Consider the following 14252-nt stretch of genomic DNA (forward strand, 5'->3'; position numbering starts at 1 on the left):
TTCCAGCCCATCGGGTGCCGACCAACGGAAGGCGCAAGATGGTTGCTGGAACGGACAGCAGAGGCTAGGCGGCCCGCCTTGTGACTAGTGGTTAGGGGCTAGGGGTTAGGGGTTAGGGACTCGTGGCTCGTGGTTCGTGGTTCGTGGCCCGCGGCTCGTGGTTCGTGGCCCAGCTCCCCTGCTAGGGGAGCTGTCAGCGCAGCTGACTGAGAGGTTGCTTTTTAACAAGAAGCCTGCGGGCCGCCAGCCACGGCTGTCCGTTCTGGCCCCCTTCCCCTCCCGCTGGTCGGTACCTGGCGGGCTAGCTGGGGAAACCACACCTATCCTGAAGCGGGCCGCCCTTTGGGACGGCCCCTACGAAATCGCATGCAGGCGATGGAAATGAGCGCAGGCCGCAGTCCGCAGATGGCAGGCCGCAAAAGACACACGGCCGGCGGCCTTGTGCGTAGGGGACGCCCAAAGGGCGGGCGGCTGGCAGCTGACGGCAAGAAAAAGACCCGGCCAGGGGAGAGGGCGGGTCTTTTTCTGTCGATATATAGAATGCGTCAGTGTTCAATAGTGGAGTGAGCGCCTTCGTGGACCGAAGGTACTCTGGCTGTTTCATCAGCAGCGGCCGCAGGGGCTGCGTTCAGCGTGCCTTTCTGGGCTTTGGTGATGATGCTGTGCTTATAGCCATAGCCGAAGTAGATGACCAGGCCGATGGCCAGCCATACGATGAAGCGGATCTGCGTGACTGTCGGCAGCATGATGACCAGGATACCGCAGAAGAGGATCGACAGGATCGGTACCAGCGGTACGCAGGGGCAGCGGAACGGGCGAACGCGGTCCGGCGCTTTTTTGCGGAGGACGATGACCGATGCCGATACGATGATGAAGGCTGCCAGCGTGCCGATGTTGACCATTTCAGCGACGATGCCGATAGGTACGAGGCCGGCCAGGATGGACGACACGATGGCGACCAACAAGGAGCTGCGGACCGGCGTCTTGGTCGTCTTATTGATGTGACCGAAGAAGCGCGGCAGCAGGCCGTCGCGGGACATGACGAAGAGGATACGGCTCTGGCCGAGGCTCATGACCAGAAGGACCGACGTGAGGCCGCAGATAGCGCCGACGGAGACGGCAGCGGCACCCCAATGATAGCCGACGAGCTGCAGTGCATAGGCAACAGGAGCGGCCGTCGTCTTGAACTGTAAGTACGGGACCATGCCGGTCAGGATGGCCGATACGGCAATGTAGAGAATCGTGCAGATGATGAGCGATAAGATGATGCCCCGAGGCAAATCTTTCTGCGGGTTCTTGACTTCTTCAGCAGCCGTCGAGACGGCGTCGAAGCCGATGTAAGCAAAGAAGATGACCGAAGCGCCTGTGAAGACACCGGACCAGCCATAAGGCATGAACGGCGTCCAGTTGGCCGGTTCGACGTGGCTGATGCCGAGGGCGATGAACAGGCCGACGACAGCCAGCTTGATGACGACGATGATGTCATTGACCAGGGAGCTCTGGGTGATGCCCTTCATGTTGATCAAGGTGATGATCCAGATGATGGCCATAGCCGGCAGATTGATGAGGCCCCCTTCTTCCGGCGCCGTAATGAATTCTTTCGGCAGAGCCAATCCCAGATTGGTCAGGATATTGCCGAAATAGCCGGACCAGCCGATGGACACGGCGCTCAAGGCCAGGGTGTATTCCAAAATCAAATCCCAGCCGATGACCCAGGCCCAAAATTCGCCTAAGGCTACGTAGCCGTACGTATAGGCGCTACCGGCTACGGGAATCATGGCGGCGAATTCAGAATAGCAAAGTGCAGCACAGCCGCAGGCCAGTGCGGCGATGATGAAGGAAATGACCAGGGCCGGGCCGGAGTAATTGGCGGCGGCAATGCCGGTCAGGACGAAGATCCCTGTGCCGACGATACAGCCGATGCCCAGCATGGTCAGGCCGAAAGTCCCCAGGACGCGGTTCATGCCGCCGTCCTGTTTCGTTTCCGACAGGAGCTGGTTGATGCTTTTCGTTCGGAAAATATTCTTTGACATACCTATCCCTCCTGTTATACATCCCCTGATTATAAATGATAACAATAAAAATATAAAAACCGCAACGGTGGAAACGAATCATTTCTATCAGAAAGATTACTGATTCTTACGTTTCCGCGCCCTTGCGGTTTCTGTTTATACATACATTATACTCGTATTTTTAAATTTGTAAAGTGTATGTCGATAATTATTTTAATATTTTCCACAGAAAAAGGTTTTACCTCTTATTATTTTTAAGCAAACCTCAGTTTTTCTTTAATGGAGTTCTGCCTGGAGCCAGTTGACGGCATCGCCCATCATGTTGGTCGTGACGAAATGACCGAGATCATCGTAGACGATGGACTGGGTCTTGACGTCATCGCGCTGGGCCAGTTTTTCCAGATAGAGTTCCTGGGCAGCCCCGTCGACGACATCATCGGCACCGCCGCGGAGGGACAAGAGGGACCGGCCGCTGAGGCGGTCCATATGCGTATAGGGATCCATGGCGGCGAACTGCATCTGTATGAAACGGTAGGCCCGCGGCTTTTCGATGTGCAGGGCTGCCCGGAAGCGGCGGTCCGATTCATCCCACCAACCGGAGCCGTTCATGACGACAGCCGTCTTGAATTCCCTGAAAAGGCTCACAGCCCCTAAGGCCGTGAAGCCGCCCATGGAATGACCCATGACGGCGATGGGCGTATCGGGCCAGTTTTCCTGTATATATTCCAGCATGACCGGCACTTCCGTCAGGTTCTGGAAGATGGTCTGCCAGAAATCGGGGTATACGACTTTCGATTCATAGTCCAGCGTGCCGCGGTGGCCATGGTTGACAGCGTCGGGAATGACGACGTCGTAGCCATAGGAAGCCAGGATGCGGCCGCGGACGGCCTGGAATTCTATCTGCGACGACCAGCCATGATAGAACAGAACGACGCCTTTCGCTTTTTCACCGGACGTAATGACCAGACCGGGGATACCCTTGATACCTACTTGTTTTTCTTGAATCATTTCCATAAATCCTCTCTATTTTTTAATTAATCGCCGGCGGTAAGCCAGCGGTTCCTGCCATATCTCCGACCAGACGAAGCCGGCGTAGAGCTCCCGCGCCTGCGGCGTCAGCTGGCTCCAGGCCGCGGGCCGGACGCGGTGCGGCACCGATACGGGAGCTATAGCCGGACGGGCCGGCACGGCAGCCGGCACGATGGGCGGCTGTGCCGGAGCTGTCGTTTCCTGTGCGGAAATCTCGTTCCCAGCCGCATCTTCCCCGGTTTCAGCCGGAGCCGGCGCCTTGGCCGGTGCGGGTTTACGCCGCGGCGGCACGGGAATCGGCCCTTTCCGCCTGGGATAGCGGCGGCGACGCCGCAGCAGGTCCGGCAGGATCGCCATGAGAGCGAAGGCCACGATGAGCCATAACATATCCATAAGGCTCACCTACTTTTCACTATGGCCTGCCGGACCGCGGTCGTCGTGGTGACTGTCCTGCCCCGTCGGGACCGACTGGGTCTTGGGGACGCCGGCCTGGGCGACAGCGGCGCGCATGTCCGTGTCGGCCATGATATTCTTCATATTATAATAGTCCATGACGCCTAACTTGCCTTCGCGCAGGGCCTGGGCCAGAGCCAACGGGACTTCGGCCTGGGCTTCGACGACTTTGGCCTGCATTTCCTGGGTATAGGCCTGCATTTCCTGCTCTTTGGCCACAGCCATGGCCCGCCGTTCTTCGGCCTTGGCCTGGGCGATCTGCTTGTCCGCTTCGGCCTGGTCCGTCTGCAGGCGGGCGCCGATATTGCGGCCTACGTCGACGTCGGCAATATCGATGGACAAGATTTCAAAGGCCGTCCCGGCGTCGAGGCCCTTGCTGAGGACGGTCTTACTGATTTCATCAGGGTTTTCCAGGACCAGCGAATGGTCCCGTGCCGAGCCGACACTGGTGACGATGCCTTCGCCGACGCGGGCGATGACCGTCGCTTCACCGGCACCGCCGACGAGGCGGTCGATGTTGGCGCGGACCGTGACCCGGGCCCGGACTTTCAGTTCGATGCCGTTCTGGGCGACAGCCGAGATGAACGGCGTTTCGATGACCTTGGGATTGACGCTCATCTGGACGGCTTCCAGGACGTCGCGGCCAGCCAGGTCGATGGCGCAGGCCCGTTCAAAGGTCAGGGACATCGTCGCCCGATGGGCGGCAATGAGGGCATCGACGACGCGGTCGACGTCGCCGCCGGCCAGGTAATGGGCTTCCAGCTGGTTGACGTTGACATCGAGGCCGGCCTTGTTGGCCTTGACCAGGGGCAGGATGATCTTCGACGGGATGACCCGGCGCAGGCGCATGCCGATGAGGTTGACGATGCCGACGGATACGCCGGCGGCCATGGCCGAAATCCACAAACCGATGGGCACGAAGTGCAGGAACAGGGATACGATGATGACAGCGGCCACGATGATGATGACAGGCACTGCCAAAAAGGATACGATAGACATAAGATACCTCCTTCTCAGGGTTTGGGATGGCGTTCCGGTTCCGGTTCGACGACGACGCGGCTGCCTTCGACTTTGACCACGCGGACGATGACGTCGCGGCCGATGAACGTGCCGTTGGCCGTGGCATCGACGCGCTCTTTGCCGATGCGGATCGTCCCGGACGGACGCAGAATGGTAATGGTCTTGCCCCGTTCATAGAGATATTTGCTGTAATCGGCCTGGGCCGTATATCCCTTTTCTTTCGTCGAACGGTTCTTGAGGGTCAATTTTTCAAAAAGCCGGCTCTTGGGCAAATGCTTGCCGACGATATAGAACAATATGATGGCCAGGACCGTCCCGCCGGCCAGGATGTAGACGGCCTCATACGTGGCTCCCAGCATGAAGAACAGGCTGCCGAACAAGAGGACGACGCCGGCCAGGCCAAAGATGCCGACGCCAGGCGACGCCAGTTCCAGGCCGATGCAGAGCAGACTAACCAGGAAGGCGGCGACGATTTTCAGGCCGTCGGCCAGGGACTCGTTGCCCGACAGGAGCAGCAGGCCGCCGAAGACGAAGGCCGTAGCAATACCGGCGCCGATGCCGGCCATCTTGATTTCTGCCAGCAAGGCGGCGATGATCAGGGCGACGAAGACCGTGCGGACATAGGGATTCTGCAAGATGCCGACGGCGTCATCACGCCAGTCCTTGTCGACATAGGTCAGGCGGGCATCGCCCAAGCTGTACAGGGCCAGGGCTTCGGACAACGTATCGGCCGAGCCGTCGGACACGTTGAGTTCCCTGGCCTGGCCGTCGGATAAGGCCAGTATCTTCCCCGGTTCGGCATAGTCGGGATAGCCCTGGGACTTGTCGACCATGGCTTCGGCGACGCCGGGATTATGGCCATTCTGGGCCGCCGTCGCGCTGAACTCGGCTTTCAGGGCGGCAATGTTCTTCTCCGTATTGGGAATCGGTTCGGCAGCGCCGATGCTGCTGCCCGACGCCATGATGATATGGCGGCACGACAGGGCGATGAGGGCCCCGGCCGACCAGGCCCGCGACGTGACATAGGCAATAGTCGGCACGTCGGATGCCATGAGCATGTCGCGGATCTTCAAGGCGCTGTCGACGCGGCCGCCCAGGGTATTGATGGTAATGACGACGGCCGTATCGCCTTCTTCGGCGGCCTGGCGCAGGCCGCGCTGGATAAAGGCGGCCTGGCTGCCGTCGATGTCACCGGAAATAGGCAGGACGCGGACGGAATCGGCCTGCACGACAGCAGCCGGTGCGGCAGCTGCCAGGGAAAAGAATAAGACAGCAGCTGTTATCATGCGTAATAGAAAGGTCATTCCCTCACCTGCTTTCATTCACTTTTGTTCGGCGCCTCGATACATTGAAAATAACCGGCACGCTGGAGTTTTTCCAACTCTTCCGGCGAAATGTTGCGGGCAGCCTGTTTTTCTAGTTCTTCAATCGGCTTGTCTTCAATCATATGAATCTTGTCGATGACGGCATCATAGACGGCAGGCGGCTTGTTCTCCTTGATCCAGTCCAGCATGTGGTCGAGCCACTTGCGGCACGTCCAGGAATCTTCGCCATGGTTGTGGCCGCGGAGTATCTGGATCTGGGCCTGTTCCGGAATCTTGGCCAGGAACCAGTTCCATCGTTCCCGGGCAATGAGATAATGATAAAGTTCATCGACATCGCGCAGATGCTGTTCCCGAAGTTCCAGCGTATAACGCGACCAAAATAAACTGAGTGTCATATTGACTACCTCCAAGCAACTCTATATAACTAGTTTATCTTAAGATATTCTACACAGAAGATATTCTACACAGAATTGTCAAACTCCTGCTGGCAAAAAGAAAATCTTTTGTATATGTAAAAAAAGGCGCTGTCCCATGAAGACAGCGCCTTTTTCTGTAGGGGCGCCACGTGGGGCGCCCGTTCACGAAATCGGTTTCACAAGTATCTTACATATATCCGGCGGGCTAAAAACTACAAATGCTGAGAAATCAACCTCTCAGACCGCCTTTGGCGGCCAGCTCTCCTATGAGGAGAGCCTTTCGTCAAATATCAAACTATTTTCACGAATCAAATGCGGCTTCCATAGCAGCGGCTTTTTCCCGGACGGCTTCGGCCGCTTCTTCGCCCATGTAGGCTTCGGCCAGGTTGGCGATGTCGTCTTCATGGACGCCCATGTCGGCAATGCGCAGGTCGAGGTGCAGGGCCTTGGCCAGGTAGCAGAGGCGGGCAGCGCAGTCATCGGACGTGAAACCGCCCATGGTGCGGGCCAGTTTGCCATAGAGGAAGGGATCCTTACCGGCCTTGGCGTCGACGACGACGGGCACGATGGCGGCCAGGAGGACTTCATCGGCTGCAAAAGACGTCTTGGCGACGGCCTGTTTCAGGTCTTTGGCGACCTGGCAGCCCGTTTCGGCACTGACCATGCTGCCGATGACGCCGGCCAGGACGACTTTTTCCCAAGCCCCTTTGTCTGTGTTTTCCCCGCAGACGCCGACGAGCTTGTCATTCAGGATGTCGATGGCATAGAGGGCCATGGCATCAGTCAGCGGCTGGGCATCGGGCGCCGTATAGGCCCGGATACATTCGCACAGGGCGGCGAAGCCGGAGACAGCCCGGTCTTTCTGGCTCATGCCGGTCATGCAGTCCGGATCGACCAGGACGACCTTGGCCAGCAGGGCGTTGTCGCGGCTGCCATCGGGCAGGGATGCATCGAAGCAGGCGCCGGCGTGATACGTCGTCGGTACGAAATTCAAGGGCATCATGCCCCTGCCCAAGGTGCGGGCAGCGGCACTGGCAATCAGCTTGGCCCCTTCCATGACGGTATTGCCGCCGATGGCGACGATGAAGTCGCTGCCGTTCTTCTTGATTTCGTCGACTGCCGAATCAGCCGTAATATCCAGGGATTTCCCCGTAATATGAGCAAAGCGGGATACGGAAATGCCAGCCTCTTTCAGGCTCTTTTCGACTTCATTGACGATGTCCCGCCCATTGGTAGCGGCATCGGTGACGACCAGGGCCTTGGTCCCATAGGCCCTAAAGAGTTCCCCGGCCATATGGCGCTTACCGGCACCGAAGACGACGGACACAGGCATGGAGAAGGAGAAGCTCAGCGGCTGCGATACATAGGTGACAGGCGCATCGGATTCGACGTCGTGCAGGGCAGCGGCCATGGCCTGACCGAAAGCCAGGTCGCCCGCTTCTTCGACGGCTTCATTATCGACGGCGACGTCGATGTGGGTAGCGAATTTACTGCCGTATTTAGCCTTGCAGTAGAAGCCGAAGAGGACGCCCAGGACGGACCAGCCCAGGACCATGCCCCATTCCTGGGGAACCAGGGTAGCGCCGGAGCCGGGGATCATGTACATGACGACCATGAAGCCCGACATGAGGATGGCCATGACGCCGACCAGTTTATAATGGCTGACCTTGTAGGGACGGGCCATTTCCGGAGCCTTTTTGCGCAGGATGACGAAGGAAATGGCGACCATGCAGTAGGCAACGCAGCAGCCGAAGTTACCGGCATCGACGACCCAGACCAGCATCTTCTTGCCGAAGAAGGGCGCGATGATGGACAAGAGGCCGATGAGCAGGAGCGCGTTGATCGGTGTCTTATATTTGTCGTGCAATTTAGCGAAGACGTGCGGAATCATGTACGATTCAGCCATGGAATACATGGCACGGCTGCCGCCGATGAGGAAGGAGTTCCAGCTGGTGATGATACCGCAGAGGCCGCCGATGATGAGGACCTTGGCCATGATGGAGCTGCCAAAAGCGACAGCCATGGCATCGGCCGTGACCAGGCCGCCGACGCCTTTCATGGCAACGGCGATTTCCGAATTATTCATGACATAGCCGACACCGAAGATGATGAGGGCATAGAAGAGAACGGCCAGGACGATGGACAAAATCAGGATACGGCCGATTTTCTGCAAGGATACGGAAATTTCTTCCGCTGCCTGAGGAATGACGTCGAAGCCGATGAAATAGAACGGCGTCATGACAGCCACGGCCAAAGTCCCTTTGACCATATCCGTCGTCGTAGCCCCCATGAAGAGCTGACCTTCGAGGTTGGCCGTCGTCCCGGTCAGGGCCGATGCGGCGATGAGCAGGATACCGACGCCGCCGATGATGACCGTCAGGATGGTCTGCAAGATGGCAGCCGTCTTGGTCCCGACGATGTTGATGGCTGTAATGAAGACAGAAACCAGGATAGCCACAGCCAGCCAGGAAGCGTAAATGTCGAAGCCGGCAACGGTATACATATAACCCGTCAGGAAATCAGGATAAATATAAGCGACGATCGTCGGCAGTGCGCAGGCTTCAAAGCAGACGACGCTGACATAGCCGAGGACGATCATCCACGTACAAATAAAGGAACCAATGGGCCCCATGGCCTTATAACTGAAGACGTGTTCGCCACCGCACTGCGGCATGGCCGACGTCAGTTCGGCATAGGTCAGGCCGACGAAGAAGACCATGATGCCGCCAATGACGAAGCCCAGCATAGCGCCGAGGACGCCGCCTTCCATGATCCAGTCGCCTGTCGATACGACCCAGCCCCAGCCGATCATAGCGCCAAAGGCGATGACCAGGACGTCCCAGGCACTCAGGACTTTATCAAAATCAGACTTTTTTGTAGCCATCTTTCATACCCCCTCAAGTCTCTTCAAAACACATTTCGACGAAGGATTTGATGAATTTCGCCGTCTTTTCCCAGCCCAGGACGCTGCTGTCGACCAGCAGGTGGCGGTTGTGACGGTCGCCGCGATAAGTGCCGGTGATGTATTTATACCGGCGATGGAGGGCATTGTCATAATCCCGGATGACTTCTGCCGCATGGCGTTCGGATAAATTCATCTTTTCCATGATGGTCTTGATGCGTACTTCCGTCGGTGCATAGACGAAGACGTTGACGACATCATCCTGCCCCTTCAGGATGTAGTCGCTGCACCGGCCGATGATGACGCACGATGTTTTGGCCATCTTGCGGATGACATCGAACTGCGTGTAAATGACTTTATTCGACAGATTCGCATAGCGCGTCCCCAACGACGTTTCAATGCCGTACGGAACGAAATTCTTATTATCTGCTTCTTCTACGAGATGTTTTTCTACGCCGATTTTTTCCACGACTTTATCTACGAGATCCCGGTCGTAGTATTCGATTCCCAGCGACTTGGCCAGCATCTTGCCGATTTCCGGTCCGCCGCTGCCGAATTCACATCCCATAGTGATGACGAAATGTTTCATTTCGTTTCCCCCTTTTTTTAAGAAAAGGTGCCTGCCAACCCCTCAATTCTGGCAGACACCTTCTCATACCCCTCAGTTACGTGTACTTATTTTGCCAATTCTTCGACCGATTCCTTGATGATGGCAATGGCCTTGTCGACGTGTTCCTTCTGGAGGATCAGCGGCGGTACCAGGCGCAGGACGTGTTCGCCGATAGCTGTCGACAGCATGTGTTTGTCGAAGCATTTATGCTTCAAGTCGACGCTGTTGATCTTGTCGTCGAATTCAAGCCCCAGGAAGCAGCCCTGACCGCGGGCTTCCTTCAGATGCGGCAGTTTTTCGCGGGCCTGTTCCAGGAAGTATGCCCCCATCTTCTTGGCATTGCCGGCCAGGTCTTTGTCCAACAGTTCGTTGACTTCGGCCAAAGCAGCGGCGCAGCAGACCGGATGGCCGCCGAAGGTACTGCCGTGGGAACCCATGGTGAAGGCTTTGGAAACGTCTTCGCGGGCGCAGATGGCTGCAATCGGCATGCCGCCGCCAAGGGCTTTTGCCATGGAAACGATATCCGGTTTGATGCCGTAGTTCATGTAGGACATGACAGCACCGGTGCGGCACCAGCCGCTCTGTACTTCGTCCAGGAGGAGGAGCAGGCCTTTTTCATCGCACAGTTTGCGCAGGCCTGTGAGGAATTCTTTCGTTGCCGGATGGACACCGCCTTCACCCTGTACCGGTTCGACCATGATGCCGATGGTGTTTTCCGTGATGGCGTCTTCAAAGGCTTTCAAATTGTTGAATTCAGCATATTTGAAGCCCGGTGTCATGGCGCCGAAACCGATCTGGCAGGCATTGTCCGGCTGGCCCGTAGCACTCATGGAACCAAAGGTACGGCCGTGGAAGGATTCTTTTGCCGTAATGATTTCGTATTTGTTGGGACCAAAGTGTTCGACGCCGTATTTACGGGCCATCTTGATCATGGCTTCGTTGGCTTCTGCACCGGAGTTCTGGAAGAAAATCTTGTCCATGCCGATGGTCGTGCAGATTTTTTCAGCCAGCAGGGCCTGCGGGACCGTGTACGGATAGTTGAAGGTCTGCATGATGTCCATGCACTGGTCGATGACGGCCAGGACGACTTTATCGTTACAGCTGCCGGCACTGTTGACGGCGATACCAGCGTAGAAATCGAGGTACGGCGTGCCATTTTCATCGTAGACGTACATGCCCTTGCCGCGTTCAGCGATCATGTCGAAGCGTTCGTACGTTTCGATCATGTACTTGTCTACTTTGGCTTTGATTTCTTCTTTGGTCAATCCTACATCGCGTAATCTCATTCGTAACTCCCCCTAAACTGATGATTTTATAAAGAAATGATAACTAACAAAGAATTCCCCAAACAAAAACAGAGGCAAGGAAAGCTGATGTTCCATCAGGCTCCCTTGCCTCTTGTCTCCGTTATTTTCTTTGTTGAATATAGTGTAATACTTTACACTTTCTTTGTCAATATGTTATTTTCTTTTATTTTTATAAATCTGTGTTATTTTAACTTTCTAATTTTAAAGACAATCTTTGAGAAGGCATTTACAATTTGACCGTCTTCAGTTCACTCGACGGCAGGGCCGCTTCCCTGACTTCCGTATCCATGGCGACGTCGATATGGGTAGCGAAGCGTTCGCCGTATTTGGCCTTGCAGTATACACCGAAGATGACGCCCAGCAGGGACCAGCCGGCTACCATGCCCCATTCCTGCGGAGCCAGGGCGGCACCGGAACCGGGGACGATGTACATGACGACCATGAAGGCCGACATGAGGACAGCCATGGCACCGACGAATTTATAGTGGCGTACCTTATAGGGACGGACCATGTCCGGCGCCTTCTTGCGCAGGATCAGGAAAGAAATGGAAACCATGCAGTAAGCCATGCAGCAGCCGAAGTTGCCGGCATCGACGACCCAGACCAGCATCTTGCGGCCGAAGAACAGAGCGACAATGGACAAGACGCCGATGAGCAGGAGCGCGTTGACCGGTGTCTTATATTTGTCGTGCAATTTAGCAAAAGTATGCGGAATCATGTACGATTCAGCCATGGAATACATGGCACGGCTGCCACCGATGAGGAAGGAATTCCAGCTGGTGACGACGCCGCAGATACCGCCGATGATGAGGACTTTGGCCATCATGGAACTGCCAAAGGCGACAGCCATGGCATCGGCCGTGACCAGGCTGCCGACGCCTTTCATAGCCAGGGCTATTTCACTCTGGTTGAGGATATAGCCGACACCGAAGATGATGAGGGCATAGAAGAGAACCGCCAGGACGATGGACAAAATCAGGATACGGCCGATTTTCTGCAAGGATACGGAAATTTCTTCGGCTGCCTGCGGGATGACGTCGAAGCCGATGAAATAGAACGGCGTCATGACGGCGATAGCCAGGGTACCCTTGGCCATTTCCGACGTCGTAGCGCCCATGAAGAGCTGGCCGTCCAGGTTGGCCGTCGAACCGGTCAGGACCGAAGCAGCCACAAAGACGATGCCGACGCCGCCGATGATGGCCGTCAGGATGGTCTGCAGGCGGGCAGCCGTCTTGGCACCGATGATGTTGATAGCCGTAATGGCGACAGCGATGATGACGGCCGCAGCCAGCCAGGTCGCATAGATGTCGAAGCCGCCGATGGTGTACAAGTAACCCATGAGGAAATCCGGGAACAAGTAGACGAGGATCGTCGGCAAGGCGCAGGCTTCAAAACAGACGACGCTGACATAGCCGAGGACGATCATCCACGTGCAGATGAAGGAACCGACAGGCCCCATGGCCTTATAACTGAAAACGTGTTCGCCGCCGCACTGCGGCATAGCCGATGTCAATTCGGCATAAGTAAGGCCGACAAAGAAAATCATGACGCCGCCGATGGCGAACCCCAGCATGGCGCCGAGGACACCGCCGCCGGTGATCCAATCCCCTGTCGATACGACCCAGGCCCAGCCAATCATTGCCCCGAAGGCGATGACCAGGACGTCCCAGGCATTGAGTACTTTGTCAAAACTAGACTTTTTCGCTGCCATATGGCACTCCCCCTTTATAACACAGATGACTTTACAAAATAAAAAAAAGCAGAAGCACAGTGTCTGATGGCACCGTTGCCTCTGCTTTATTTATTTTTTCGATGTGTAAAGTATAATACTTTATTTTTATTATGTCAATATAATATTTAAAATAAAGTATTAAGTTGTGTTGCCATATTTTTAATTTTTACTTCCGGTATAAACCCATGGCCTTGGCGGCTTTTTCGTAAGTGACGCTGGCCTTTGCGTGTGCCTTGGCAGCACCCTTGTCGAGGATGGCGTCCAGTTCGGGGTCGCCGACGAGCTGGCGGTAACGCTGCTGGATCGGTTCCAGCGTCGAAATGATGGCATCGGCCACGTCTTTCTTGAAGGCGCCGTAGCCCTTGCCAGCGTAGGCCGCTTCGACCTGTTCGTGGGTCTGGTCGGTCAGGGCCGAGAAGATTTCAATGAGGTTGGAAATGCCCGGCTTGTTCTCCTTATCGTAGTGGACGGAATTTTCACTGTCCGTCTGGGCCCGCTTGATTTTCTTTTCGATGGCTTTCGGTTCGTCCAGGAGGTAAATCGTCGCCGTCGTGTTGTCGTCGGATTTACTCATCTTCTTGGTCGGTTCCTGGAGGCTCATGACGCGCGTGCCGTCCTGGCCGAGGTAGATATCGGGAATGGTGAAGACTTCGCCGTAGAAGCGGTTGAAGCGCTGGGCCAGGTTGCGGGTGATTTCCATGTGCTGCTTCTGGTCGTCGCCGACGGGGACGAAGTTGGTCTGGTACAAGAGGATGTCCGCAGCCATGAGGGGCGGATAGGTCAACAGGCCGGCCGGGATGGAATCGCCCCGTTTGGAAGCCTTGTCCTTATACTGGGTCATGCGTTCCAATTCGCCGACATAGGACAAGGTAATCATCATCCAGCCCAGGAGTGCGTGTTCCGGGACTTCCGACTGGACGAAGAGCGTCGATTTTTCCGGATCCAGACCGGAAGCCAGGTAGATGGCAGCCAGTTTCCGCGTACGTTCATGCAAAAGCTGCGGATCCTGAGGGACCGTGATGGCATGCTGGTTGACGACGCAGTAATAACATTCGTTGCCGTCCTGGATCTTCGAGAAATTGCGCAGTGCGCCTAAATAGTTGCCTAAAGTCAAATTGCCGCTCGGCTGAATGCCAGAAAAAATAATAGACATGATGGATTCCTCCCTGTTCAATAAAAAAATCCTTCCATCCCTCACATTAGGGACGAAAGGAAAGTCATTTCCGCGGTACCACCCTGGTTGGCAAAACTGCCCGGCTCATATGCACACGTAGATGCATTCTTTCCTGGTAACGGTGAAAGTTCCGGCAGGACCTACTCGCGTTCAGCCTGCATCTCCCGGGCCCATTCCCGCTCATGGCCTCTTCGCCGGACTTCCACTGCCACCGGCTCGCTGTCAAGGGTATCATGACGGTACTTGCTCCCGTTCATGGACGTTCTCTATCA

At 56.1% G+C, this 14252-nt stretch carries 11 protein-coding genes; all 11 read right to left on the minus strand.

The window, feature by feature from the left end; all coding sequences use genetic code 11:
- Positions 1 to 545: 545 nt before the first annotated feature.
- Complete coding sequence (locus tag WMO23_RS04640) at positions 546 to 2033, minus strand: amino acid permease (protein ID WP_292108375.1); 1488 nt, start codon at positions 2031 to 2033, stop codon at positions 546 to 548.
- A gap of 255 nt (positions 2034 to 2288) precedes the next feature.
- A complete protein-coding gene (locus WMO23_RS04645; protein ID WP_292107988.1) occupies positions 2289 to 3026 on the minus strand; it encodes an alpha/beta fold hydrolase in 738 nt (245 codons plus the stop codon).
- Between the two features lie 9 nt (positions 3027 to 3035).
- Positions 3036 to 3434, minus strand: a complete 399-nt coding sequence (locus WMO23_RS04650; RefSeq protein ID WP_292107986.1) for a hypothetical protein — start codon at positions 3432 to 3434, stop codon at positions 3036 to 3038.
- Between the two features lie 9 nt (positions 3435 to 3443).
- A complete protein-coding gene (gene floA, locus WMO23_RS04655) occupies positions 3444 to 4493 on the minus strand; it encodes a flotillin-like protein FloA (protein ID WP_292107984.1) in 1050 nt (349 codons plus the stop codon).
- Between the two features lie 14 nt (positions 4494 to 4507).
- The gene (locus WMO23_RS04660) at positions 4508 to 5818 is read right to left on the minus strand and encodes an NfeD family protein (protein ID WP_292107982.1); all 1311 of its coding nucleotides are present in this window, start codon (positions 5816 to 5818) and stop codon (positions 4508 to 4510) included.
- 14 nt (positions 5819 to 5832) lie between these two features.
- Positions 5833 to 6234, minus strand: a complete 402-nt coding sequence (locus WMO23_RS04665) for a hypothetical protein (RefSeq protein ID WP_020311004.1) — start codon at positions 6232 to 6234, stop codon at positions 5833 to 5835.
- Positions 6235 to 6556: 322 nt separating this feature from the next.
- A complete protein-coding gene (locus tag WMO23_RS04670; RefSeq protein WP_296819470.1) occupies positions 6557 to 9139 on the minus strand; it encodes an amino acid permease in 2583 nt (860 codons plus the stop codon).
- Positions 9140 to 9152: 13 nt separating this feature from the next.
- Complete coding sequence (locus WMO23_RS04675) at positions 9153 to 9746, minus strand: cytidylate kinase-like family protein (RefSeq protein ID WP_292105519.1); 594 nt, start codon at positions 9744 to 9746, stop codon at positions 9153 to 9155.
- An 86-nt stretch (positions 9747 to 9832) separates the two neighbouring features.
- A complete protein-coding gene (locus WMO23_RS04680) occupies positions 9833 to 11053 on the minus strand; it encodes an aspartate aminotransferase family protein (RefSeq protein ID WP_020311001.1) in 1221 nt (406 codons plus the stop codon).
- 247 nt (positions 11054 to 11300) lie between these two features.
- Positions 11301 to 12785 (minus strand): APC family permease, encoded by a 1485-nt coding sequence (locus WMO23_RS04685; protein WP_296819465.1) that lies wholly within the window; start codon positions 12783 to 12785, stop codon positions 11301 to 11303.
- A gap of 187 nt (positions 12786 to 12972) precedes the next feature.
- Positions 12973 to 13959: a tryptophan--tRNA ligase gene (trpS, locus tag WMO23_RS04690; protein WP_296819462.1), complete on the minus strand. Its 987-nt coding sequence runs from the start codon at positions 13957 to 13959 to the stop codon at positions 12973 to 12975.
- Positions 13960 to 14252 lie beyond the last annotated feature (293 nt).

This window comes from Megasphaera intestinihominis (genome assembly GCF_040096415.1).
GTDB lineage: Bacteria > Bacillota > Negativicutes > Veillonellales > Megasphaeraceae > Megasphaera > Megasphaera intestinihominis.